Annotated in this window: 20 protein-coding genes; 10 read left to right on the plus strand and 10 right to left on the minus strand. The window is 72.2% G+C overall.

The annotated features are described in order from the left end of the window. Positions 1 to 25: 25 nt before the first annotated feature. Positions 26 to 1,699 (minus strand): LuxR C-terminal-related transcriptional regulator, encoded by a 1,674-nt coding sequence (locus OHT76_RS37675; RefSeq protein WP_328875353.1) that lies wholly within the window; start codon positions 1,697 to 1,699, stop codon positions 26 to 28. Positions 1,700 to 2,103: 404 nt separating this feature from the next. Here OHT76_RS37675 and OHT76_RS37680 point away from each other — a divergent pair, with 404 nt between their 5' ends. The 5 genes from OHT76_RS37680 (at position 2,104) to OHT76_RS37700 (ending at position 7,321) form a co-directional block, all read left to right on the plus strand. Then, a complete protein-coding gene (locus tag OHT76_RS37680) occupies positions 2,104 to 2,901 on the plus strand; it encodes a hypothetical protein (RefSeq protein WP_328875354.1) in 798 nt (265 codons plus the stop codon). 142 nt (positions 2,902 to 3,043) lie between these two features. After that, positions 3,044 to 3,805: a DUF5819 family protein gene (locus tag OHT76_RS37685; protein WP_328875355.1), complete on the plus strand. Its 762-nt coding sequence runs from the start codon at positions 3,044 to 3,046 to the stop codon at positions 3,803 to 3,805. Position 3,806: 1 nt separating this feature from the next. After that, on the plus strand, positions 3,807 to 4,985 hold the full coding sequence (locus OHT76_RS37690) for an HTTM domain-containing protein (protein ID WP_328875356.1): 1,179 nt from the start codon (positions 3,807 to 3,809) through the stop codon (positions 4,983 to 4,985). A gap of 148 nt (positions 4,986 to 5,133) precedes the next feature. Beyond that, positions 5,134 to 6,357 carry an NAD(P)/FAD-dependent oxidoreductase gene (locus OHT76_RS37695; RefSeq protein ID WP_328875357.1) on the plus strand — a complete coding sequence of 408 codons (1,224 nt, stop codon included), beginning with the start codon at positions 5,134 to 5,136 and terminating at the stop codon, positions 6,355 to 6,357. Position 6,358: 1 nt separating this feature from the next. After that, positions 6,359 to 7,321, plus strand: a complete 963-nt coding sequence (locus OHT76_RS37700) for a sigma-70 family RNA polymerase sigma factor (RefSeq protein ID WP_328875358.1) — start codon at positions 6,359 to 6,361, stop codon at positions 7,319 to 7,321. A gap of 7 nt (positions 7,322 to 7,328) precedes the next feature. On the opposite strand, the gene OHT76_RS37705 is transcribed toward OHT76_RS37700, so the two are convergent. Further along, entirely contained in the window at positions 7,329 to 7,946 is a 618-nt protein-coding gene (locus tag OHT76_RS37705) for a TetR/AcrR family transcriptional regulator (RefSeq protein ID WP_328875359.1), read from the minus strand. Positions 7,947 to 8,055: 109 nt separating this feature from the next. On the opposite strand from OHT76_RS37705, the gene OHT76_RS37710 reads away from it, so the two are divergent. Genes OHT76_RS37710 through OHT76_RS37730 form a run of 5 tightly spaced genes read left to right on the plus strand, consistent with a single transcriptional unit; the run spans position 8,056 to position 14,590 of the window. After that, a complete protein-coding gene (locus OHT76_RS37710; protein ID WP_328875360.1) occupies positions 8,056 to 9,258 on the plus strand; it encodes an alpha/beta hydrolase family protein in 1,203 nt (400 codons plus the stop codon). Continuing rightward, positions 9,255 to 10,601, plus strand: coding sequence for an MFS transporter (locus OHT76_RS37715; RefSeq protein ID WP_328875361.1), 1,347 nt, complete (start codon positions 9,255 to 9,257; stop codon positions 10,599 to 10,601). The genes OHT76_RS37710 and OHT76_RS37715 overlap by 4 nt, the downstream gene beginning before the upstream one ends. A 5-nt stretch (positions 10,602 to 10,606) precedes the next feature. Then, the gene (locus tag OHT76_RS37720) at positions 10,607 to 11,782 is read left to right on the plus strand and encodes a thiolase family protein (RefSeq protein WP_328875362.1); all 1,176 of its coding nucleotides are present in this window, start codon (positions 10,607 to 10,609) and stop codon (positions 11,780 to 11,782) included. Then, positions 11,779 to 13,689, plus strand: coding sequence for an AMP-binding protein (locus OHT76_RS37725; protein ID WP_328875363.1), 1,911 nt, complete (start codon positions 11,779 to 11,781; stop codon positions 13,687 to 13,689). Before OHT76_RS37720 ends, OHT76_RS37725 begins: the two co-directional genes overlap by 4 nt. A gap of 16 nt (positions 13,690 to 13,705) precedes the next feature. After that, complete coding sequence (locus OHT76_RS37730) at positions 13,706 to 14,590, plus strand: MBL fold metallo-hydrolase (RefSeq protein ID WP_328875364.1); 885 nt, start codon at positions 13,706 to 13,708, stop codon at positions 14,588 to 14,590. Here the strand turns inward: OHT76_RS37730 and OHT76_RS37735 are convergent. From OHT76_RS37735 to OHT76_RS37770, 8 genes are read right to left on the minus strand one after another with little or no spacing between them, the layout of a single operon-like run. Next, positions 14,523 to 15,332 carry a thioesterase II family protein gene (locus OHT76_RS37735; RefSeq protein WP_328875365.1) on the minus strand — a complete coding sequence of 270 codons (810 nt, stop codon included), beginning with the start codon at positions 15,330 to 15,332 and terminating at the stop codon, positions 14,523 to 14,525. The genes OHT76_RS37730 and OHT76_RS37735 overlap by 68 nt on opposite strands. Beyond that, entirely contained in the window at positions 15,329 to 16,423 is a 1,095-nt protein-coding gene (locus OHT76_RS37740; RefSeq protein WP_328875366.1) for an alpha/beta fold hydrolase, read from the minus strand. The genes OHT76_RS37735 and OHT76_RS37740 overlap by 4 nt, the downstream gene beginning before the upstream one ends. Next, positions 16,420 to 16,635 (minus strand): hypothetical protein, encoded by a 216-nt coding sequence (locus OHT76_RS37745; protein ID WP_328875367.1) that lies wholly within the window; start codon positions 16,633 to 16,635, stop codon positions 16,420 to 16,422. The genes OHT76_RS37740 and OHT76_RS37745 overlap by 4 nt, the downstream gene beginning before the upstream one ends. Beyond that, positions 16,632 to 16,871, minus strand: a complete 240-nt coding sequence (locus OHT76_RS37750) for a phosphopantetheine-binding protein (protein ID WP_328875368.1) — start codon at positions 16,869 to 16,871, stop codon at positions 16,632 to 16,634. The genes OHT76_RS37745 and OHT76_RS37750 overlap by 4 nt, the downstream gene beginning before the upstream one ends. After that, entirely contained in the window at positions 16,868 to 18,808 is a 1,941-nt protein-coding gene (locus tag OHT76_RS37755) for an HAD-IIIC family phosphatase (RefSeq protein ID WP_328875369.1), read from the minus strand. The genes OHT76_RS37750 and OHT76_RS37755 overlap by 4 nt, the downstream gene beginning before the upstream one ends. Continuing rightward, on the minus strand, positions 18,805 to 19,827 hold the full coding sequence (locus OHT76_RS37760) for a 3-oxoacyl-ACP synthase III family protein (RefSeq protein WP_328875370.1): 1,023 nt from the start codon (positions 19,825 to 19,827) through the stop codon (positions 18,805 to 18,807). The genes OHT76_RS37755 and OHT76_RS37760 overlap by 4 nt, the downstream gene beginning before the upstream one ends. After that, positions 19,827 to 22,859, minus strand: coding sequence for a type I polyketide synthase (locus tag OHT76_RS37765; RefSeq protein WP_328875371.1), 3,033 nt, complete (start codon positions 22,857 to 22,859; stop codon positions 19,827 to 19,829). The genes OHT76_RS37760 and OHT76_RS37765 overlap by 1 nt, the downstream gene beginning before the upstream one ends. Next, complete coding sequence (locus tag OHT76_RS37770) at positions 22,856 to 23,179, minus strand: acyl carrier protein (RefSeq protein WP_328875372.1); 324 nt, start codon at positions 23,177 to 23,179, stop codon at positions 22,856 to 22,858. Before OHT76_RS37770 ends, OHT76_RS37765 begins: the two co-directional genes overlap by 4 nt. Between the last annotated feature and the right edge of the window lie 7 nt (positions 23,180 to 23,186).

Consider the following 23,186-nt stretch of genomic DNA (forward strand, 5'->3'; position numbering starts at 1 on the left):
GCATGGGCCGAACAACCCATACGCCTCACGTGAGCCCGTGCTTGTACGCATACGCCGTCGCCGCGGCCCGCGAGGACACGTCGAGCTTGGCGAAGATGTTGTTGAGGTGCCGGGCGACGGTGTGCTCGCTGATCACCAGCTCGGCGGCGACGGCCCGGTTGGTGCGGCCCGCCGCGACCAGCCGCAGCACCTGGATCTCGCGCTCGGTGAGCCCGCCGGGCGACCGTCGGCGCACATCGGCGAGCAGTGCCGCCGCCCGGCGCGCGTCGGGTACGGCGCCGAGCTGCCGGAAGGCCTGCTCCGCGGCCCGCAGCTCCATCCGGGCACCCTCGTCGTCCCCGGCGGCCCGGTCGGCGGCGGCCAGGGTCATCCGCACCTGGGCGGCCTCGTACGGCACCCGAAGCTCCAGCCAGAGTGCCAGCGCCCGGCGCAGCAGGGGCAGCGCGCGGTCGAGGTCATCGGCGGCGAAGGCGACCGCACCGGAGGCCGCCGCGGCGCTCGCGTGCAGCAGGGTCGTCTCCGAGCCGCACCGCCGCTGCCAGTCCCGGGCCAGCGCCTGGAGCCCTTCGGCGGCCGTGCGTGCCTCGTCCGTCCGGCCCAGCGCCAGGCACACCTCCACCTGGGCCGCGAGCAGCCGGCACCGTTCGAGACCGCCGGCCTCGGCTCCGTTCGCGACGGCGAGTCGCAGGGCCGTGGCCGAGGCGTCGGCCTTCCCCTGGGCCAGCCTCAGCAGGGCGAGGCCGGGCTGCGGGTCGCGACCGAGCTCGTGGGTGCGGTCGTACGACTGCTCGGCCGCTGCGAGCTCGCCGCGCCGCCGCTGGATCTGGCCGACCAGGTAGACCGCCTCGGCGGCCATCCGCCGCTCGTAGGGCAGTAGTTCCTCGCAGGTCCGCTCGGCCTCGGCCAGCGCCTCGGGCCAGCTTCCGCGCAGCTCCAGCACCTCCACCCGGTGCACCCGGCACAGTCCGCGGTAGTTGTTCTCGGCCGGCATCGCCGCGCACCACCGCATGGCCGCGTCGGTCCATTCGGCGGCGCGTTCGAGATCGACGCAGGCCATGGACTGCTGGAGGCCCAGGCAGTAGACCCACCCGGTGAAGAAGGAGCTCAGCTCGCCTGCCATGGCCGAGCACATGGCGTCGTCCAGGAGGTCGAGTCCGTCACCGACGCGCCCCTGCGCGACCAGGACGCCCGCCTGCGCCTGGACGCTCATGGCCAGCAGATCCGGGCTGCCGCAGCGCCGGGCGATCCCGGCCATGCGCTGTGCCGCGGCCATCGCTTCGTCGAATGCCCCGCGCTCTTGCGCGGCCTCCGCGTCGACCCAGGCGAGGTAGCACTGCTCGACACACTCCGGCTCCCCATGGAGCTGCTGCCGGGCCCGGCGCAGCCAGCCGGCGGCCACGGCCGTACGTCCCGCGAGCTGATGCTCGTAGAAGAGCAGCCAGGCCATCAGCCCCGCCCGCCGGGCCGCGCCCGCCGCGACATAGCCGGAGTAGGCCCGCATCCGCTGGACGATCGACTCGTCGATCCGGCTCGTCCACCAGGCGGCATCGGCGAACGCGGCACGGTCGTCGGGGCCGAGGCAGGCGGCATCCACCCGGCCCAGCAGCCGGTACGCCTCGCTCCACCCCTCACGGGCAGCGGCGTCCCTGGCCCGCCGCAAGGTGTCCGCGGCCGCCCTGTCGATCGTCCGCTCGGCCACCAGCGGCTCCCTTCTCGCGCTCCGCGAGCAGGACCGGCTCCTCACCAGGATAGGCGGGCGGGGGGCCGGGGGGGATTCGGTGAAGGGACACCGCGTGCGCCCATGAGGAAGTGGCATTCGGCCAGGTCGACAAGGTCCATGCCCCGCTGTCTTCCTTGTGCCCTTCTGGGCAAGGTGGCCGAGTTCGAGGGGCCTTGGGAGCGTTCCGTGCCGGACTCGAGGCTCCGCCCGGGAGGACCGGATGCGAGGCGCGGCTGTGTGTCCGGCCGCCCCAGTGAAGGGCTGTTCGGGCGAAACCCACGGAAAGTGACTCAATCAGCGCAATTTTTTGCATAACCATCGCTGTGACCCTTCGTTCACGAAGCGCCACGTTCATTTCCCTTCCCGACAAGCAAGGGGATTAGATGCGTTCCATCAGAGCCCTCGTCGTCGCCATTTCCGTAGGCGCCCTTACCTTGGGCGCGACCACGGTGTCGCAGGCGTTCGACCTGACTCACCCCGGCGTGAAGCAGACCAGTTCGCAACTCCCCGCCGGAGGCGGGGAGGAGAAGGGCGACAAGGGCGGCAAGAAGCTCCACGTCAAGGTGCACGACCTGGACCACAGCTGCGTCGGCAAGTCGTTCGGCTACTGCACGCAGAAGCTCGTCTACAGCCCGAAGCTGCTCGGCGACATCAATCTCACCAACGGTCTTATCGGCCTCATCGGCACAACAACCACGCCGCCGACCACCAACGGCACGACGACCCCGCCCACGACCAACGGCACGACGACCCCGCCCACGACCAACGGCACCACCACCCCGCCCACGACCAACGGCACCACCACGCCCCCCGCGAACCAGTGGTGCTCCCCCGGCTTCTGGGCTCAGCAACCCGGGGCGTGGATGGACCCGGAGCGCGGGAACACTCAGTACAACCCGGCCCTGACCGTGCCGCCCGGATCGGCCTACCTCGCGTCGTTCCCGGGCGAGGCTCCCCTTGAGCTCACGAATCCCGGCGAGAACGCGGGGGCGCCGCTCAACCCGTCCCTGAGGTACATGCTGCTGAACGCCGAGTACTACGAGGGCCCGCCGTCCCCCGGCGAGCGCCGTGAGCAGATCGCCGACCTGCTGAGCGACGCCGCCGGTCTGCAGTGGACCGACCCCGAGAACCACGCCGGGGCCACCTGCCCGTTCGACGCGGACGAGGCGAACGGCAGCTGATTCAGGTCGCGCGTGAGGTCGGCTCCCGACCGGACAACGGCTTCACGCTTCGCTGAACAGCGACAGACAGGCAGTAGACACATGGCTCGTGTGGTGGGCTCCGACCGCTCACCACACGAGCCGTCGGAGCTGAAGGAACCCGATGGAACCATCCAGGGGCTCGGGCGAACAGGCCCTCCCCCAGCACCCGGAGAGCGGAACAACCGCAACCGCGGCGTTCCCGCCACCTCGGTCCGCGCCGGAGTCCGGCGCGAGCACCGCTTCTCCCGAGGGAAGCCGCCCCCCGAGGTCCCCGTGGTCGGTCGCGGCACTCGCTCTGACCGCCGTCCTGCTGGCGGGTGCCCTGCTGACGCACCTGGCCATGGTGTTCCTGAGTCTGGCTCCGACGAATGCCGTCAGCTCGAAGCACCGGGAACGGATCGACGCCTACGTGCAGCCGGAGTTCGGCCAGGACTGGAGGCTGTTCGCGCCCAATCCGCAACAGCGCAACGAGGCCGTCGGCGTCCGGCTGCGCACCGCGGGCGAGAACGGGACTCCTGCCCTGTCCGGGTGGGTCAACCTCACCGCCGAGGACGTCGAGACGATCAGGGGCAATCTCGCGCCCAGTCATGCCCACCAGAACATGCTCCGCCGGGCGTGGGACGGCTACGTCAACAGCCACAGCCTCAAGGACCGGCCGCGGCGGGGCCCGCTCGGCGAGCTGTCCCGCACGTACCTCAAGCGCGTCGTCCTTCAGCGGATCGGTCGCGAGTGGCAGGGGCGGCGGATCGTCGGCGTCCAGGTGGCGGGTCGCTTCACCGCCGTGCCACCGCCCTCGTGGCATCACGAGAAGGCTTCGGACACCACCGAGTACCGGGTGCTGCCCTGGTGGCCGGTGACGGACCAGGACTACAGGGAGCTGTGAGTTGAGCACCGTACCCCTCCAACGGCTCGCCCGGTTCCTCTGCGCCACGCGCGCCCCCTACCAGGCCGCGGTGTTCCGGATCGGACTCGCCGCCGTCGTCGCGGCCTTCCTCCTGCGCGAATGGCCGCACCGTCGCGTGCTGTTCGGTGACCGCAGTCCCTTGTCGTACGACATGGCCCTCACCCTGATCGAGCAGGAGGGGACCTTCACCGTACTGAGCTGGTGGGGCGGCCGGCTCTGGTTCGAGCTCGTCTACGCCCTGACGATCATGGCGGCGCTCGCCGTCATGATCGGCTGGCGGACCAGGACGATGACCGTCTTGTTCATGGTGGGGGTGATGTCGCTGGAGAACCGCAACACCCTGGTCGGCGACGGCGGCGACAACATCATCCGCATCATGGTGATCTACCTCGTGTTCACCCGCTGCGCCGAGGTGTGGTCGCTGGACGCGCGCCGTGCCCGCGCCGTCCGGGCCCGCAGCGCGGAGGCGCCCGCCGACCCGACCGGGATCGTCCTGTGGTCGGTGACAGGTGCCCTGCTCTTTTGGGCCTTCGGTCTTCCCCCGCAGCCGGGCTGGCCCCTGGTCCTGTGGCTGCTGTGGGCGGTGCACGGCGTCTGGTACGTGGTGAACCGGCGGCAGCCCCGGCACGAGGTGCGCTCGGTGCTGGACGACTGCGCGTCCATGGTGCACAACGCCGCGATGCTGGTGATCGCCGTACAGGTCTGCCTGATCTACTCCACGGCCGGCTGGTACAAGATCCAGGGCCTGCGCTGGCAGGAGGGCTCCGCTCTCCACTACGCCCTGCACCTCGATTACTTCACCCCGTGGCCGTGGCTCTCGGCCGCCGTCGCGGCCAACGCCGTGCTCGTCCTGGCCCTCACCTACCTGACGGTCGCGGCGCAGGTGGCCTTTCCGTTCACTCTCGGCAGCCGCAAGGTGAAGAACGTACTGCTGGCGGTGATGATCGCGGAGCATCTGGGGATTGCGGTGCTCCTCGGCATCCCCTTCCTGTCTCTCATCATGGTCGTGTGCGACGCGGTGTTCCTGCCGACGGCCCTGCTGATGAGGGCGGGCACATGGTGCAGGCGCCTCCCCCTCGGTCGGTCCCGCCGCGCATCGGCTGCCGCCGCCACGCCGCCGCAACAATTGGCCACCCCCGAGCCCGCGCGGAGCGTCTGAGGGCACGAGCAGCAACGTCGGCGCTGCGAGTATCGTCCCGCGGTGCTCCTGTCGGTCTGTGACCCACGTCACATCCCATTCCTGTCAGCAATCGGGGCGCTGTCCCGCTCAAGTCACCGAGAGCAAGCGAACCGACAGGAGCGAAGACATGAAGCACCGCATCGTCGTCCTCGGCGCCGGCTATGCCGGGGCCTACGTGGCCGGGAACCTGGCCCGTCGGCTGTCTCCGCAGGACACCGAGATCACCGTGGTCAATGCCGAGCCGGACTTCGTCCAGCGCATGCGGCTGCACCAGTTGGCGGCCGGCCGGGAGATCGAGGCTCCGAAGCTCGTCGACGTCTTCGCGGGCACGGGGATACGGCTGCGGCTGGCCCGTGTCACCGCCGTCGACCCCGAGCGTCAGGTCGTCGCCGTGGCCGACGGCGACGGCGGCGGCGAGTTCGGCTACGACACCCTGCTCTACGCGCTCGGCAGCCAGGGCGACGATCACGGCGTCCCCGGCGTGGCCGAGCACGCGTTCGACGTCGCCGCCCGGCCCTCGGCGCGGCGCCTGCGCGAGCGCCTGGACCAGTTGGGCGGGCGGGGTGAAAGCGCGAACGTGGTGATCGTCGGCGACGGGCTGACCGGTATCGAGACCGCCACCGAGATCGCCGAGGCCCGGCCCGGCCTGTCGGTGGCGCTGATCGCCCGCGGCGAGCTGGGCACCCGGCTCTCCGCCGGTGCCCGCGACCACCTGCGCCGGGCCTGCGACCGGCTGGGCATCACTGTCCTGGAGAACACCGAGGTCGAAGCCGTCGAAGCGGCGCGGGTGCTGTGCGCCGACGGCACCGCCCTGGCGGCCGACGCGACCGTGTGGACCGCCGGGTTCATGGTCAGCCCCCTCGCCGCCGCCGGCGGTCTTGAGGTCACCGAGAACGGTCGGATCATCGTCGATCGCACCATGCGGTCGGTCTCGCACCCGAACGTCTACGCCGTCGGTGACAGCGTCTACGCCATCGGTGACAACGGTCGGCCGCTGCCGATGTCCTGCGGTTCGGCCGGCTACACCGGACGGCAGGCCGTCGAGGCGATCGTGGGACACCTGACCGGCCGCGAGATCGCGAACACCAAGCTGGTCTACGAGGGCAACCACATCAGCCTCGGGCAGCGGGACGGGATCCTGCAGATGGTCGACCACGAAGGGCGGGCGAAGCCGAAGTACATGGGCGGCCGGAAGGCGCTGCGGATCAAGGCGGTCGTCCTCAGGGGGTCGCTGTGGGCGACCTCGCACCCGACCTTCGGCCTGCCCAAGCGCAAGCGCCGCCTGGCCGCCGCCCCGTCGGACGCCGCCACCCCGTCAAACGCCTCCGCCGAGAAGCGCGTTGCCGCCTAGGGTGATCCGCGTGGACACCGCAACTGATCGCTTCGACACCAGCCGGTTCGAGGCCAGCCGTAACCGGCTGGCCTCGCTGGCCTACCGCCTGCTGGGCACCGCCACCGACGCCGAGGACGCCGTGCAGGACGCGTTCCTGCACTGGCAGGCCGCCGACCGGCAGCTGATCAAGGTGCCGGAGGCATGGCTGACCAAGGTCGTCACCAACCTGTGCCTGGACCGCCTGCGCTCGGCGCAGGTCCGCCGCGAACGCACCGCCGGCGCCTGGCTGCCCGAACCCCTCCTCGACGGCGACCCGATGCTCGGCCCGGCCGACACCTTCGAGCAGCGCGAATCGGTCTCCCTGGCCGTGCTGACCGTCATGGAGCGCCTGTCTCCCGTCGAGCGAGCTGTCTACGTCCTGCGCGAGGCGTTCTCCTACGGCCACGCCGAGATCGCCGAGATCCTCGACATCACCGAGTCCGCGAGCCAGCAGCACCTGCACCGGGCCCGGCGCCGTATCACCGCCGCGCGCCGCGGCGGCGGCGAGGTCGACGCGGCATCCGCCCGCAGGATCGTCGAGGAGTTCCTCGCCGCCGCCTCCTCGGGCCGCACCGAGCGGCTGGTGGCGCTGCTCACGGACGACGCGATCGCCGTCTCCGACGGCGCCGGCGGCACGGCCGAGAAGCTGCTGCGGTTCGACACTCCGCAGCGCATCGCCGCCGTCGTACGGGCCGGCCTCAAACCCACGGCCGCGAAGCGGCGACTGGCCGGCGGCACGCCCGCCATCCACTACGCGGTCGTCAACGGTGCGCCAGCCATTCTCTTCGTGATCGGTGACCGGGTCATCGGTTCCGCGATGTTCGACATCGCCGACGGCAGGATCGCGACCGTGCACGGCATCGCCGCCCCGGCCCGCCTCGCCCGCCTCACCGAGGCCTGGCGGCGGCACGAACCGGACACGCCGCTCATCGCCGAGTGGTGACCTGCTGTCACCGGCTGGCCGCGAGCGCCGCGAGGACGGCGTGGGTGAGGCGGGTGACGTAGGCGTCGTCGGTGGGGCCGCCCACCGCGAGCATCCTGAAGTAGAGCGGGGCGCCGAAGAGGTCGACGGCGAGAGCCATGTCGATGTCGGCGGGAAGTTCGCCGCGGTCCACCGCCTGGCGCACCAGCGTCGCCACCGCCGCGCGCCGGGGGGCGAGGACCGCCTCGTGGAGCGCGTCGCGCAGGGACGGGTTGCGGGCCGACTCGGCCACCAGATCGGGGATGATCCGGCCGACGAGCGGGTGGTGGAGGTCGGCCATGGTGTCCCGGACGAAGCGTTCGACGTCGTCGTGGAGTGAACCGGAGCCGGCCGTCTCGGGAAGGTGTGCGGCGGCGGCCTCGGAGACCAGCTCGACCACCATCGCCTCCTTGGCGGGCCAGCGGCGGTAGAGGGCCGCTTTGCCGACGCGGGCCCGGCGGGTGACGGCCTCCATCGACATCCGGGCGTACCCGGTCTCGGCCAGTTCCTCGAACACGGCCCGTCTGATCGTCTCGGTCACGGACTCCCGCAGTACCGCCGAGCCCGTGGGCCCGCGGTCGAACGCGCTCCGGCTGGTCGACTCCACTGCGGGAGATTAACACCGGACGGAACGGTTGCGTTCCGTCCGGGCCAGGAGTACGGTCCCGCCGTGACGGAACGGCCCTGTTCCGTTCCGTAGGAGGAAAGGGGGCCCGATGAGGTTCCTCTTCGACGACACGGCGTTCTCCTTCCAGGCGCTGCGCACGGCCGGGCATGCCGCTCATGGGGGCGCGGATCTGGGTGAGGTCCTGGCTACCTGTCAGCACATCCCCGACAGTGACGAGGAAGCCTGGTGCAGCGCGTGGACCGCAGTCGCCGAACGCCTGCACCGCATCGGTGACGAGGCGCTGGGCGCCGGCCACCGGGTCAGCGCCCGCGAGGCCTATCTGCGGGCCTCGAACTACTACCGGACCGCGGACTTCTTCCGCGTCGAGGACCGCGAGTCCGACGCCGAGTCGGACCGCCTCGCCGGCAACTCGCGGCAGACGTTCGCCCGGGCGGCAGAGCTGTTCGACACGCCCGTGCTGCCCTTGGAGATCCCTTACGAGGACACCACCCTGCCGGGGTATCTGTTCCTCGCGGACGGCACGGGCAGCCCGCAGCCCACCGTCATCCACCACGGCGGCTACGACTCGACCCTGGAAGAGCTCTACTTCATGGTGGGCGGCGGGGCGCTGCGCCGCGGTTACCACGTGCTCGCCTTCGAAGGACCCGGCCAGCAGTCCGTCCGGCGGGAGCAGGGACTGGTCTTCCGCCCGGACTGGGAACACGTGGTCGCGCCCGTGGTGGACCACGCCTTGTCCCGTCCGGATGTGGACCCTGACAAGCTGGTGCTCTTCGGCACCAGCTTCGGCGGACTGCTGGCCGCCCGGGCCGCCGCCTTCGAGGACCGGATCGCCGCCTGCGTCCTGCACAACGGCATCTACGACTTCTGCGAACTCCCGCTGCGGGCCATTCCGCCCTTCCTCGGCGAGTGGGTGACGGACGGCCGGGACGACGTGGCCGGCCCCGCCCTCGCCGTCACCATGGCCCAGAGCACACGGGTGCGCTGGTTCCTGCGGCACGCCATGTGGGTCTTCGGCGCCAAGACACCGGCGGAGGCGCTGCGCGCCTGCGCCCCGTACAACCTCGACCACGTCGCCGAGCACATCACCTGCGCCACGCTCGTCCTCGACGCCGAGAACGACGTGATCTGCTGCGGTGAGGCCCAGCGGGTGCACGACGCGCTGCGCTGCGCGAAGGACCTGATGGTGTTCACCGCCGCCGAAGGGGCCGGCGAACACTGCCAGGAAGGCGCGGCGCTCCGCTTCCATCAGCGGGTCTTCGACTGGCTCGACGAACGGCTGGGCCGCATATGACCCTGGAGGCCGAAAGCCGGCCGGCCGAGGCGGACGGTACCCGGCGCCGGGCCCGCACCGTCCTGGCCGTGCTGGCGCTCTTCATCGTGATCAACGCCGCCGACAAGGCCGTACTCGGACTGACCGCGGGCCCCATCAAGGACGAACTCGACCTGACGGCCACCGAGTTCGGGACCATCGCCAGCGGCTTCTATCTGCTGTTCAGCCTCTCCGCCGTCTCGGTCGGCTTTCTCGGCGACCGCATCCGCCCCCGGCCCCTGCTCGCCGTGCTCGCCCTGGTCTGGGCGGCGGCGCAACTGCCGATCCTCCTCCCCGCCGCCGGATTCGGCGCGCTCGTCGCGACCCGGGTGATGCTGGGCGCGGGTGAGGGGCCGGGCTATCCGCTGGCCAACTACACCGCCTTCACCTGGTACCCGGAGAAGCGGCGCGCGCTGCCCTCGGCCGTCGTGGTCGCGGGCGGCGCGGGCGGCAGCGTCCTGGCCGCCCCGCTGGTCATCCTGGTCAGTGAAACCCTCGGCTGGCGGGCCGCGTTCGGCCTGCTCGGAGCGGCGGGCTTACTGTGGACGGTGCTGTGGCTGCGGCTCGGCGGGGGTGGGCCGTACACCGCCCGGCTGGGGCCCGGGGACGAACCGTCAGCGGTGAACGACGCGGTGCCCTTCTGGCGCGTCGTCACCACCGGTACCTGGCTGGGCGCCACCCTCTCCACCTTCGCAGTCATGTGGACCCTCGCGCTCGGGTTCGCCTGGGTGCCGCTCTACCTGGAGGAGCAGGCCGGGTTCAGCGACGCGGAGATCAGCGCGATCGTCGGCCTGCCCGCACTGTCGATGGCCGTGCTGGTGCTCAGCGCCGGGGCTCTCGCGCACCGGCTGCTGCGGCGCGGGGTAAGTGCCCGCATCGCCCAGGGGCTGCTCGGCGCGCTGCTGCCGCTGCTCGCCGGGGTGTGCCTGCTCCTGATGACCCGGGCCGCTCCCGCCGCTCTGATGCTGCCGCTGCTGGTGGTGGCGTTCTCCGCGGGCAACGGCCAGACCCCGCTGACCAACGCGGCGATCGCGGACATCTGCCCGCCGGGCCGACGCAGCGCGGCCCTCGGACTGTCGTACGCGCTCGCCGCCCTCTCCAGCCTGCTCGCCCCCTATGTCACCGGGCGGATCATCGACGCGGCGCCCAACGAGGCCATCGGCTACGGCCGGGCCTTCGACCTGGCCGCCTGGCTGCTGATCACCGGAGCCGCGCTCTCGGTGCTCCTGATCAGACCCGACCGGGACGCCCGGGTCCTGCTCGGACACACCGCCCCAAAGCCGACCGCGTCCGCCGCGACCGCAGAGCCCTCAGCGAAGGAGTGACCCCGATGCCCGTAGACATCGCCGTCGTCGAGGGGGCCCGAACCCCGATCGGCCGGTACCAGGGCGCACTGCGCTTCCTCCCCGCCCACCGTCTCGGCGCTCTCGTGATCCAGGAGACGGTCGTCCGCGGCGGGACCGAACTCGCCGCCGTCGACGAGGTCGTCCTGGGCTGTGTCGGCCAGGTCGGCCCCGACGCCTTCAACGCCCGGCGTGCGGCCCTGGCCGCCGGGCTGCCCGTGCGGACCACCGCGTACAACGTCAACAGACTGTGCGGATCGGGTCTCCAGGCCATCTGGTCGGCCGCGCAGAGCCTCACGCTCGGCGAGGCGGACCTCGTCGTGGCCGGCGGCAACGAGTCGATGACCCGTCAGCCTCTGCTGGACTACAGCGAACGCGCCCCCGACGAAGTGCCCGGAGCGTCCACCGTCGACGGCACCCTCTCCCTGGTCACCGACCCCTTCGGGCACTACCCGATGGGCATGACGGGCGAAGTGGTGGCGGACCGGTACGGCATCTCCCGGCAGCGCCAGGACCGGTGGGCCGCCGAGAGCCAGCACCGGGCCGAAGTCGCCGCCCTTGAGGGGCGGTTCCTGGACCAGATCGTCCCCGTCGACACCCCGGACGGCATCGTCGAGCGGGACGAACACCCCCGGCCCGGCACGACGGCGGAGAAACTGGCAGCCCTGCCTGCCGTGTTCGCGCAGAACGGCACCATCACCGCCGGGAACTCCGCCGGCATCAACGACGGCGCCGCCGCCGTACTGCTGATGCGCACGGCCGACCTCGCCCCCGGCAGCACGCCGCTGTGCCGGCTGCGCGACACGGTGGTCACGGCCCTCGAACCGGAGATCATGGGCGTCGCCCCCACCGAGGCGATCCGCGCCCTGCTGCAGCGGAGCGACCTCACCCTCGACGACATCGACGTGATCGAGCTCAACGAGGCGTTCGCCGCCCAGGTCCTCGCCGTCATGGACGGACTCAAGCTCGACCCGGACCGGGTCAACCCCAACGGCGGCGCGATCGCCCTCGGCCACCCCATCGGCGCCACCGGAGCGGTACTGCTGCTCAAGGCCGCGCACGAACTGCGCCGCACCGGTGGCCGGTTCGCCGTGATCGCCCTGTGCATCGGCGGCGGCCAGGGCATCGCCGCACTGATCGAGAACCCGGGTGCCCGCCGATGAGCGCCTACGCCTGGTACCCGGCCCGCGAGCACACCGAGCACAGCAACATCGCGGCCTTCTGCCGCGCGCACGGTGTCGACGGCGGCTACCGAGCCCTGCAGGCCAGGTCCGTCGCCGACCCCGAATGGTTCTGGGAGCGGGCCGTGCCGGACATCGGCATCGTCTGGCACGAGCCCCCCAGGCGCGTCCGCGACGACACCGGAGGCATCGCGTTCACCCGCTGGTTCCCGGGCGGGCGCACCAACCTCGTGGACTCCTGCCTCGACCGCCAGATACGGCAGGGGCGCGGTGGCGCCCCCGCACTGCGCTGGGAGCGGGAGGACGGGACACGCGGAGTGCTCACCTACGGCGAAGTGGCCACGGACAGCGCCCGGGTGGCGGGCGGTCTGCGCGAGCTCGGAGTCACGGTCGGGGACCGGGTGGCCGCGTATCTGCCCCCGGGGCCCGAGGCCTTCGTCCTGCTCTTCGCGTGCGCGCGGATCGGCGCCGTCCTGGTACCGCTGTTCTCCGGTTTCGGAGCCGAGGCGATCGCGCTCCGGCTCGCCGATGCCGAGGCCCGGGTCCTGGTGACCGCGACCGCCTCCGTCCGGCACGGACGCCGGTACGACATGGAGAGCGCCGCCCGCAAGGCACTGGAGCAGGTCTCGTGCGTACGGCATCTCGTCGTCGTCCCGGAGGGCACGACCTGGCCCGATCCGGCCGCCGCCGAGCCCGCCGGAACCGTCTCACTCGCTGCCGACACCCCCTTCCTCCTGCTGCACACCTCCGGCACAACTGGCAGGCCCAAGGGCGCCGTCCACACCCACGGCGGCTTCCCGGCGCAAGTGGGCAGCGAGACGCGGTACAACCTCGACCTGCGGCCGGACGACGTCGTCTTCTGGGTGACCGACCCCGGCTGGATCATGTTCCCGCTCATCGCCGTCGGCGCCACCCTCGCCGGTGCCTGCGTCCTGGCGTACGAGGGCGCGATCGACCATCCGGACCCCGCCCGCCTGTGGCGGCTGCTCGACGACCACGAGGTCACCGTGTTCGGCAGCTCGCCCAGCCTGTCCCGCATGCTGATGGGCCGTCACCTGCCGCACCCGGGGGCACCCGCCCGGCTGCGGATCCTCGGCTCCACCGGCGAACCGTGGACCGAGGAGGCCTGGCACTGGTACTTCGCCGAGTTCGGCGGCAAACGCTGCCCGGTGATCAACATCTGCGGCGGCACCGAGGTCGGCGGCTCCCTGCTCGCCTCCGCGCCCACCCTGCCCCAGTCGCCCTGCGCCTTCGCGGGCCCGTGCCTGGGCATCGACGCGGCCGTCGAGGACGCCTCGGGCGCCGAGGTGCCCGAAGGGCAGGTCGGAGAGCTGGTCGTCCGGCAGTCGTGGCCGGGCATGACCCTGGGGCTGTGGCGGTCACGCCAACGGTTCGCCCAGGCCTACTTCGGCCGCAGGGCGGGCCGTTGGTCGCACGGGGACCTCGTCTCCCGTACCGGCGAGGAGTGGTTCGTCCACGGCCGGCTTGACGACGTCATCAAGGTGGCCGGCAAACGCCTCGGCCCCACCGAGGTGGAGGAGGCGGTCCTCGGCGACCCGGCCGTCGGAGAGGCGGCCGCGGTCGGCATACCGCACCCCGTCAAGGGCGAGGCGCTGTGGTGCTTCGCGGTCCCGGCGGCCGACGGGCCGCTCGGCGCACCGGAGTGCGAGCGGATCCGCGGGCGGGTCGCCGACGCGCTCGGCTCCGCGTTCCGGCCCAGCCGGGTGATCGCCGTGCCCCAGCTGCCCAGGACCCGCAACGGCAAGGTGATGCGGCGCCTGATCCGCGACGTGGTCACCGGCGAGAAGCCCAGCGACCTGTCCACCCTCGTCAACCCCGAGAGCCTCGACGCCCTGCGTACGGCCGTACATCACACCCCGGACCACTGACGACCAAGGGAGTTCCATGCCGACGATCGACATCCTCCTGCCCGGCTTCGCCCTCGACACCGATCAGGGCTACCCCGCCTTCTGCGGAGTGTTCCTGGTCCGTGGCCCGGATGCCGCAGGACGGCCCCGGAACATCCTCGTCGACGCCGCCCACGTCGGCCGCCGCCCCTTCCTGTGGACCGCGCTCGCCGAGCACGGCCTGTCCGCCGACGACATCGACACCGTCGTCCTCACCCACGCCCACTGGGACCACGTACAGAACATCGACCTGTTCCCCAGCGCGACCCTGGTCCTCCACCCCGACGAGCGCCGGTACGCCCACACCCCGCACGCCAACGACTGGGCCACGCCCGCCTGGACGGGACTGCTGCTCGAACAGCTCCCCGTCCGCGAGGTGCTGGACGGCGAGGAACTCATCCCCGGCGTCGCCGTCCTCGCCCTGCCCGGACACTCGCCGGGCAGCATCGGCCTGGTCGTGGACACCGAGGCGGGGCGCGCCACGATCACCGGCGACGCCCTGCACTTCGCGTACGTCGCCACGACCGGGCGCAACCCCCTCGTCTTCTGGGACGCCGACCAGGCCGAGCACAGCATCAGGCGGATCCTCGACGTGTCCGACGTGATCTATCCGGGCCACGACCGCCCGTTCCGGCTCGCCCCGGACGGCGCCATCGACTACCTGGCGCCCTTCGCGCTCACCCTGACCGGGATACGGCCCGACACCACGGGGCTCGGCTTCGCCGACTCCTCGGCCCGGCCGTCGTGGGTCATGCCGGGCATCCAGGAACAGCTCGCGCTGTACGAGAAGAACGCCGACGACAGCCGGCGCCGGATCAGCCGGGTGCCGAGGGTGGTCCGACCGGTTCCGGCTCCCCGAGCAGCCGGGCCAGGGAGCGGTTGAGCCGGGCGAAGAAGGGGCCCGGTTCCTCGCGCGGAAAGAAGTGGCCGCCGGGGACGAGGGACATACGGAAGTCGCGTACGTACCGCTCCCACGCGCGCACCCTCGCCGGGTCCACCAGCGGGTCGTCGACGCCTGCGAAGGCCTCGACGGCCAGGGGCAGCCGGGCCCGTTCGTCGTCCGGGTCCGGCAGCCCCGCCCGGGCATGGCTCGCGCAGATGCGCAGGTCGTCCCGGACGATGGGCAACAGCACCCGCAGCCAGTCCTCCCGCTCCAGGAACTGCGGGTCCATACCGCCGAAGTCGACCAGCAGACGGGCCAGTTCCCGGTCCTCGTACCGGTCGGGCGGCGGCAGTGTCGGCGTCAGATGCGGGGCCGCGTACGCGCCGAGGAACAGCGCCTCGGGGCCGCGGCCCCCCTCGCGCAGCCGGGCCGCGGCCAGGGCGACGGCCACCAGGGCACCCATGCTGTGGCCGTACGCGGCCCAGGGGCGCTCATCGAGGCAGGGGGCGAGATCCCGCCCGAGAACCTCGACGAGCTCCCCGGCGTCCTGGAAGCGGCGTTCCCGGTAGCGGGCCTCGCGCCCGGGCAGCTGCACCGGCAGGACATCCACGCCGGACGGGACGCGGGCGGCCCACGAGCTGAAGAACGAGGCCCCGCCGCCCGCGTGGTGGAAGCAGAACAGCCGCAGCCGGGCGTCGGTACGGGGCGCCCGGCTGAGGCAGGACACGGCGGCGGTGGTCATGCGGGGGCTCCGGCCGACGTACGGTTCAGGCGGCGGCGGGCGCGCAGGACGCGGGCGCGTGCCGAGGCGGCCCGGCGCACCGCCCCCGCCGTGCCCACCATCCGCAGCGCCTGCGACAGCAGCCACAGCCGGGTCTCCGCGGCCTGTTCGGGCCGGCCGCCCAGCGTGTCGTTCTCGACCAACCGCAGCCGCGGCACGGTCCGTTCGAGCAGCTGGGCATCGGAGTAGGGCACGATTTCGTCGTCGCGGCCGGCCACGCAGGCGACCGGGACGCGCAGCCCGGTCAGCCGCTCCTCGTCCACGCCCCAGTCGGCCAGGGCGGCCGGGAGCCGGTCCACCGGCGTGCGCATCACGTGGGACAGGGTGAGGTCAACCAGACGCGGCAGCGGTGTGTGGTCCGCGGCCCGGACGAAGAAGTCCCGCACCGGCGCCCCGACGGTGGCAAGGCCCCGGACGCGATCGTCCTCCAGCACATGACGCAGGGCCAGATGCCCGCCGAAGCCGAGCCCGACGACGCACGTGCGGGAGGTGTCGGCGGCGCGGCCGAGCAGATCGAGGAGGTACGTCAGCATGCGCACACTGTCCGTTCCGTAGGTGAGGGAGTTCTCGCCGACGCCCGGCAGCTCGGTGACCACGACGGCCGCGCCGAGCCGGTCGGACTCGGCGAGCACCGGGGCCCACTGCTCCTTGATGCCGGCGATGCCGCCGATGACGAGGATCAGCGGCAGCCTGTTCCGGATGGACAGGCCCGTGGCCCAGCAGGCGAAGCCCGTGTCCTCGAAGGGCAGATCGAGCCGGGAGATGCCGCGAACCCGTTTGCGCCATCGGTCGAAGGACGCCACACAGGCCTGCTGGGCCGCGAGCCGGTTCGGGCCGTCGACGTACGGGAAGCGGGCCATCGCGTAGTAGCGGACCGCGTCCAGATCGCGGCCACGGAACTCGGCCGCCATCGCGAGGGACGACCAGGCGTGGGTCCAGGCGCCCTCGTCCTCGTCGAGGCTTTGCATGACGCGGTGGATGACATCGCCGGGGATGCTCTGGGCGTACGCGTGCGGGAGGGCGAACCTGCGCAGCTCCGTCGCGGGGATCATCGTGGCACTCCTTTCTCTTCCGGGGTGCGTGTCGGGGCATCGGGCACGGCGTGGGGCGTCGGTCCGCCGCCGTGACCGGTGACGAGCCGGGCGAGACCCGCCCGCATCCGCCTGCCGAGGTCGGGAGACCAGACCACGTCCAGTTGGGTGTCGAGGAACAGCGCGCGGAAGTGCAGACAGGCTTCGGGTTCCTGGGGCGCGGGAGCGGTCATCGGCCCGTCACCACCTGGTGCATCTGCCGGAACGTCCTCGCCTGCAGCAGATCGGCCACCGGGATCCGCCCGCCGACGACGCCCTCCACCACGGTCACCAGACGCAGCAGCAACACCGAGTCCCAGTCGGGAAAGTCGTCCAAGGGCCGGTCCAGGTCCTCCTCCTCCAGGTACAGGCCGAGTTCCTCCTCCAGGAGCGTGCGGAATTCCGCCGTGTCGGCGAGGGCGGTGGTCATGTGCGGTCTCCGTCGTCGGGCCCGAACGCGGCACGCAGCCGCAGATGAGCGGGGGCGGGGGCGATGTCGCGCAGGTCGTGCCGGAAGAAGACGGCGTCGGGATCGTCCGGGTCGGTGCCGATGGGGGTGAAGCCCTGGTCGGCGTAGAACGCGGCGAAGGCGGCGTTGCGCGGCGACGGCAGATAGCGGCCGGCCACCGCCCCAGCCGCGGTGTCGCGGGCGAATTCCAGCACCGCGGCCACACAGGCGCTCTCGATGCCCCGGGCGAACACACGGCAGCTCAGGGCGAAGTTGTCGATGCGCAGCACCTCCCCGTCGCGGCGCAGGAACAGCACGCCGACCAGGCCGTGGTCGCCGAAACGGTCCCGCGCGTGCACCGCGATCACGTGACTTCCCGGCTGCTGCATCCGGTCGGCCACCTGCGGGGCGTCGAGTCGCTCGGTGGCCAGATGGAACTGGTTGGTGCGCAGGGTGAGTTGAGAGACCCGGGCGAGTTCCGGCTCGTCCGGCGGGCGGAGGGTGACTTCCAGCCCGAGGCCGTCGAGATAGTCCCGGTAGGAGGCGACGTCCTCGCGGAACTCCTGCCGCCGTGCCTCGGTGCGGTAGCGGTCGGCCCGTTCCAGGTCGGCCTCGGTGAGTTCGAACAGATCGAACCAGCCGTCGGCCAGCAGCGCGGAAGGGTGCAGGGCGGGTTCGTCGTCGACGCGGACCACGGCGACCTCGGGCAGCTGCTCACCGACCAGCCCGCATTCGAAGAGACTGTCGTCAACGAAGACAAAGCTGTCCAGGCCGAGTCCGAGCCGCTCGGCGATGTCCCGGAGATTGTCATGCTTGGCCTTCCAGTTGGCGTTGACGTGGACGAAGTCGTCCTCGCGCAGCACCATCGCCGGATGCGTCCGCAGCGCCTGGCTCACGGCGTCCGCGTCGTTCTTGCTGCTGACCGCGAGCAGTACCCCCTGGGAGCCGAGCTGCCGGATCACCCGCTGAAACTCCGCGAAGGCCTCGCCGCGCAGTCCCGCACCGAGCTCGATGCCGCCGGGCCCGTCCTCGCCGAGCACCCCGCCCCACAGCGTCCCGTCCAGATCCAGCACCAGGACCTTGCGGGTGCGGCCCAGCCGGGCGCGGACGATGTGCGCGGCCTCGCGGGCGTAGGCGGCGAGCAGCGCTTCGGACAGCCGGGCCCGGGCGTACTGGGCGGCGCGCGGTTCACCCGCGGGCACGCCCTCGCCGATCAGCGGATCGAGGTCCACGACCACCACGCCCGGGTGTTCGGCGGCGAGGGACAGCAGACCGCAGTTGAACTCCCGCCACACCGCGCCGAGCCGGGCGCGGCAGCGCAGATCGACCAGCTGGTGGGTCAAGTGGCGGTGCAACGGGACCGTGTTGAGCACGAGCAGGCCGCGACCGGCCTGCTGATGGGCGTGTACGGCGGCGGAGACCAGGGCGAGTCTGGCCCGCGCCGCGTCCTCGACGTCCTCGGCCCGCCAGGGCACGGTGAGGTCGCCGAGGACCGTGTGCGCGTCGAGCAGGCACAGCATCAGGTCTGCGTCCTGTGCCGGGTCGGCCGGCCGCATCAGGTCCTGCAGATACGACCCGTACGGGGAGACCTTCGCGTCCAACAGCAGCCCATGGCGGGCCAGTTCGGCGGTGAGCGGTCCCACCACCGGTGCCACCGTGGACTCGCCCGTCACGGCCACCGAGACCACCGGCGCGTCGGGGACGTGGCGGCGCACCTCCTCCAGGTCGAGCCGGGCCAGCAACTGGCCCGCGGCCGGGAGATCGGCCCGGGGCATACGGGCCAGCAGCGCCCGCACCGAGCCGTACTCCGCGGCCAGCTTTCCGGCGCGGTACAGGCCGCGCAGGGTGGCCAGGGCCGCCTGGTCGTGCCAGGTTGCCGTGGCGGCCGGGCTCGGGATCCGTTCCTGGGCCTGGGTCATGAGCGCTCCAGCGCGATACCGGACTTGATCCACTTGCTGGACTCGACGGCCACCGCGACGGCGCGCCCGGGCCCGTCCCACTGCTCCAGGAGCTCGGCGAGCTGCAGGAACGGCAGGGCGTTGCCGTTGTTGCCGACGGTGCGCACCACGTTGATCCGGCGGGCGCCCGGGGCGGGCATGGCCGCCGAGATTCGGTCGCTCATCCGGCCGGAGAGCTGCGGGGGCAACAGGAAGTCCACCTGGTCGGCGCCCCATCCCAGGTCGCCGAGGAGTTCCCAGAACATCTGCTGGGCCAGCAGCGGCACGGTCTCCTCGATCGCCTTGTAGTCCTCCGAGATCGCCGGACGGTCGCTGTGCCGGTCGCCGAGTCCGAACCAGTCGATGATCTGGCCGGGTTCCCGGCCCAGGCCCACCAGCCGGTTGAGCACCTGACGGATGGCGATACCCGGGCCCAGCGGTTCGGCGCTGAGCACGGCCGCGCCGGCGCCGTCGCCGAAGAGGGCGTAGTTGATGAGCTCGGCGGAAGTGCGGGTACCGGGGTCGAAGTCCCGCTCCAGGTGCTTGGCGCACACATCGCCGCCGATCACGAGCACGGTGGCGCAGCGCCGGGCCAGCAGCAGGGTGCGGGCCACGTCGAGGGCCTGTACGGCGCCGGCGCAGCCGGACTGGAGCTGATAGGTGGGGACGTTGTCGATGCCGAGCCGGTCCGCGACCAGGTTCACGGTGGCGGGCATCAGATGGTCCGGGGTGGCGGTGCCCATGACGATGCAGTCGATGTCGCGCGGATCGAGGCCGGCCTGCGCCAGCGCCCGGTCTGCGGCGGTCGCCGCGATGTCGGCCAGGCTGTGCCGCACCTGGCCGGTCGCCAGGTCGACGGCGAAGTACCGACTGGTGTTGCCGATGAACATCTCGGCCCAGGTCTCGTCGACGCCGACGAGTTTGGCGAGGGTCGCGTTGTCGACGGGTTCCCCGGGCAGGCAGGTGCCGACCGAGGCCAGGTGTGCGGTGGGAGCTGTCATCAGCCGGTTCCTTCCGGGGTCAATGTCACGGCGGCGTCGGCGAGGTCGCGGCCGCGCAGATAGCGGACGAGGTCGCCGACGGTGCGCATGCTCTCCAGCAGTTCCTCGACCGGGAGCGTGCCGAGCTGTGGCAGCTCGCTCTCGATCCGGGTCTTCAGCTCCATGGCCTGGATCGAGTCGAAGCCCAGGTCCTCGTGGAGCCGGGTGTCGTCGTGCACCAGGTCCGGGTCGTGTCCGCCGACCCGGCACACCAGACGGCGGGCCAGTGCGGCGAGGGAGTCCGGCAGGTCCTCCGCCGGGGTCGGCGGACACGATTCCCCGCGGCCCGTGAGGGGCGGTACCGCGGCGTCCGCGCCGGTGGGGGGCGCAGACGGTTCCGGATGGACCGGGGCGGAGCCGGAGCGCCAGGCGCGGAACGACTCGTCGAACAGATAGGGCGGCAGCCGACGGGGCAGCCGGTCCGACTCGGTGTACAGCACGTCCCAGTCGGGCGTGAGGCCCGCGCACCACAGCTCGCCGAACAGCTGCTGGGGCCGGTGGCCGGGGGCGTGCTCGCCCGGATGCGCGGCGTGCAGGCTCGCCGTGGAGCCGTCGGCCGACCGCAGCCGGGCCAGCAGCGCAGTGAGCACCGCGGCCGGGCCGATCTCCACCACGTGGGTGACGTCGGTGGCGAGCAGTGCGCGGGCGGCCTCGGCGAACCGCACCGGCGCGGTGATCTGGCGTGCCCAGTAGTCGGCGTCCAGGGTCTCTTCGCCGGTCAGCTCCCGGCCGTACACGGTGGAGAAGAACGCAAGGTTCGGGCGCGGGTCGGCGACGTCCGCGCAGGCGCGGTGGAACTCCTCGACGACGGGCAGCATCAGCGGCGAGTGGAAGGCGTGGGAGACCGCGAGGGGCCGGGCGGCCACCTTGCGTTCGGTCAACTCCGTGGTGAGCGCGGCGAGTTCACCCCGGTCTCCCGCGACCACCGTGCGGCGGGGGCCGTTGACGGCGGCCAGGCCGAGCCGCTGCCGCCCCGCCAGCAGCGGCTCGACCTCCGCGGCGTCCAGGGCCACCGCGAGCATCCCGCCGTCCTCGGGCAGCGTCTCCATCAGCTCCCCGCGCCGGGCGACCAGCCGCGCGGCCTCCGCCGGGTCGAGCGCTCCGGCCACACAGGCGGCGGCGAACTCGCCGATGCTGTGCCCGATGACGTACGACGGCACGATCCCGGCCTCGGCCAGGGTGGCGGCCATCGCGTACCCGACCGCGAACAGCGCCGGCTGGGCCAGGCGCGGGCTGTGGATCTCCGGGCCGCCGTCGAGGAGCAGGTCGCGCACGGACCGTCCGGTGTGTGGGGCGAGCAGCTTGTCCACCTCGTCGAGGTGCTGTGCGTAGGCGGGGCACGAGCGGTACCAGGAGGCGGCCATCCCGGGGTGCTGCGCGCCCTGCCCGGTGAAGGCGAACGCGACCGAGGGGGCCGCACGGCGCCTGGCCTCTGTCCCCTCGCCGTGTTCGGCGGCCTTGCGCAGTCCCGCCACCAGCGAGGGCAGGTCGGCGGCGGCGACGGCCACCCGTTGCGGCAGCCGGGACTTGACCCGGTTGCTGGTCCAGCACAGCTGCGCCAGCTGGTCGCCGGGACGGCGGGACAGGGCGTCCGCCTGGGCCAGCAGATTGGCGCGCAGCCGCTCCTCGCTGCGGGCGGAGACGGTGAACACACCCGGTGCCCCGGGGCGGGTCCGGTGGACGACCCGGGGCGCGGAGGCCAGCACCGCGTGGGCGTTGCTGCCGCCCATGCCGAAGCTGCTCACCGCGGCGTGCACCGTGCCGGAGGGCAGTCTGAGCGGTGACTTCAGCAGGGACAGCCGCTGGCCGGGCAGGTTCAGCCGCGGGTTCTCGTCGTGGGCGAACCTGCTCGGTGGCACCGTGCGGTGGTGCAGTGCGAGGACGGCCTTGATGAGCCCGGCGATGCCCGCCGCGCCCTCGGCGTGCCCGAAGTTGCTCTTGACCGAGCCCAGCGCGACGCTGCCGCCGCTGCGGCCACTGGTGAGCCGGCCGAGCGCCTGCGCCTCGATGAAGTCGCCGAGCAGGGTGCCGGTGCCGTGCGCCTCGACGAACCCGATGTCGTCGGCGGTGATCCCGGCCCGCTGCCACACGGACTCGATCAGCTGCTCCTGCGCCCAGCGGTTGGGCGCAGTGATGCCGTTGCTACGGCCGTCCTGGTTGCTCCCGGTCTCCTTCAGTACCGCGTACACCGGCTGACGGTCCGCCAGGGCGTCGCTCAGCCGACGCAGCACCAGCACCGCCACACCTTCGGCCCGCCCGATCCCGTCCGCCTGGGCGCTGAACGGCTTGCACCGGCCGTCGGGCGCCGAGAGGCCGGCCTGGGTGTAGAAGATGTTGATGACCGGCGTCATGATCAGGTTGGTGCCGGCCACGAGGGCGTGGTCGCTCTCTCCCCAGCGCAGCGAGTTCATGGCGAGGTGGACGGCGACGAGCGAGGAGGAGCAGGCCGTGTCCACGGCCAGACTGGGTCCCTTGAGGTCGAGGTGGTAGGAGACCCGGTTCGCGCCCATGAAGTAGCCGTTGCCGGAGCCGTAGCGGGCGGTGATCCGGTCGTAGTCCTTGAGCGCCAGATACGCCCACTCGTTGGCCATCACCCCGACGAACACGCCGGTCGCCGTGCCGGCCAGGTCCTGGGGTGCGATGGCGGCGTCCTCGATGGCCCGCCACGAGCACTGCAACAGCAGCCGCTGCTGCGGGTCCATCGCGGCGGCCTCGCGCGGTGCGATTCCGAAGAAGGCGGGATCGAAGGCGTCGGGGTCGTGGATGAAGCCGCCGCGCACGGTGTTGCTGCGGCCGGGCGGCCGGGCCTCGTGGGCGCTGTCCGGAGCGGACGGGGGAACGGCGTGATAGCGCTCGGCGTCCCAGCGCTGCTCGGGCACCCGGCCCGTGCCGTCCCGGCCGTCCATGAGGAGTGCCCAGTACTCCTGGGCGTCGCGGGCGCCGGGGAAACGGCAGTCGAGACCGACGACCGCGATCGGCTCGCGCACGCTCATGACCGGGCCCCGCCGTCGGTCGCCCGGTCGGCCAGGAGTTCGGTGACATGGGTGGCGATCGCGTGGACGGTCGGGAAGTCGTACGCGATGGTGGGGGACACCGCGATCCGGTACTCCTCCTCGATCTCCCCGCAGATGCTGATCGCCGCGACGGAGTCGATGCCGTAGTCGGCGAGAGGGGTGTCCGGGTCGATGTCCTCGGCCGGCTTGCGCAGGTGGAAGGCGACCCGCTCGGTCAGCCACAGTTCGAGGCCGGGTGCCTTCCTACGGGGCGAGGGCTCGGCGTGCCGGGCGTCGCGGGTTTCGGGGGCGATGCTCATGGTGTTT

It is taken from the genome of Streptomyces sp. NBC_00287, assembly GCF_036173105.1.
In the GTDB taxonomy this organism is placed as follows: Bacteria; Actinomycetota; Actinomycetes; order Streptomycetales; family Streptomycetaceae; genus Streptomyces.

Bases quoted from the DNA above. Each gene is read 5' to 3' on its own strand.
- OHT76_RS37680 (WP_328875354.1), top strand. From the start codon at position 2,104: ATGCGTTCCATCAGAGCCCTCGTCGTCGCCATTTCCGTAGGCGCCCTT.
- OHT76_RS37685 (WP_328875355.1), top strand. From the start codon at position 3,044: ATGGAACCATCCAGGGGCTCGGGCGAACAGGCCCTCCCCCAGCACCCG.
- OHT76_RS37695 (WP_328875357.1), top strand. From the start codon at position 5,134: ATGAAGCACCGCATCGTCGTCCTCGGCGCCGGCTATGCCGGGGCCTAC.
- OHT76_RS37710 (WP_328875360.1), top strand. From the start codon at position 8,056: ATGAGGTTCCTCTTCGACGACACGGCGTTCTCCTTCCAGGCGCTGCGC.
- OHT76_RS37715 (WP_328875361.1), top strand. From the start codon at position 9,255: ATGACCCTGGAGGCCGAAAGCCGGCCGGCCGAGGCGGACGGTACCCGG.
- OHT76_RS37720 (WP_328875362.1), top strand. From the start codon at position 10,607: ATGCCCGTAGACATCGCCGTCGTCGAGGGGGCCCGAACCCCGATCGGC.
- OHT76_RS37725 (WP_328875363.1), top strand. From the start codon at position 11,779: ATGAGCGCCTACGCCTGGTACCCGGCCCGCGAGCACACCGAGCACAGC.
- OHT76_RS37730 (WP_328875364.1), top strand. From the start codon at position 13,706: ATGCCGACGATCGACATCCTCCTGCCCGGCTTCGCCCTCGACACCGAT.
- OHT76_RS37735 (WP_328875365.1), bottom strand. From the start codon at position 15,332: ATGACCACCGCCGCCGTGTCCTGCCTCAGCCGGGCGCCCCGTACCGAC.
- OHT76_RS37740 (WP_328875366.1), bottom strand. From the start codon at position 16,423: ATGATCCCCGCGACGGAGCTGCGCAGGTTCGCCCTCCCGCACGCGTAC.
- OHT76_RS37745 (WP_328875367.1), bottom strand. From the start codon at position 16,635: ATGACCGCTCCCGCGCCCCAGGAACCCGAAGCCTGTCTGCACTTCCGC.
- OHT76_RS37750 (WP_328875368.1), bottom strand. From the start codon at position 16,871: ATGACCACCGCCCTCGCCGACACGGCGGAATTCCGCACGCTCCTGGAG.
- OHT76_RS37755 (WP_328875369.1), bottom strand. From the start codon at position 18,808: ATGACCCAGGCCCAGGAACGGATCCCGAGCCCGGCCGCCACGGCAACC.
- OHT76_RS37760 (WP_328875370.1), bottom strand. From the start codon at position 19,827: ATGACAGCTCCCACCGCACACCTGGCCTCGGTCGGCACCTGCCTGCCC.
- OHT76_RS37765 (WP_328875371.1), bottom strand. From the start codon at position 22,859: ATGAGCGTGCGCGAGCCGATCGCGGTCGTCGGTCTCGACTGCCGTTTC.
- OHT76_RS37770 (WP_328875372.1), bottom strand. From the start codon at position 23,179: ATGAGCATCGCCCCCGAAACCCGCGACGCCCGGCACGCCGAGCCCTCG.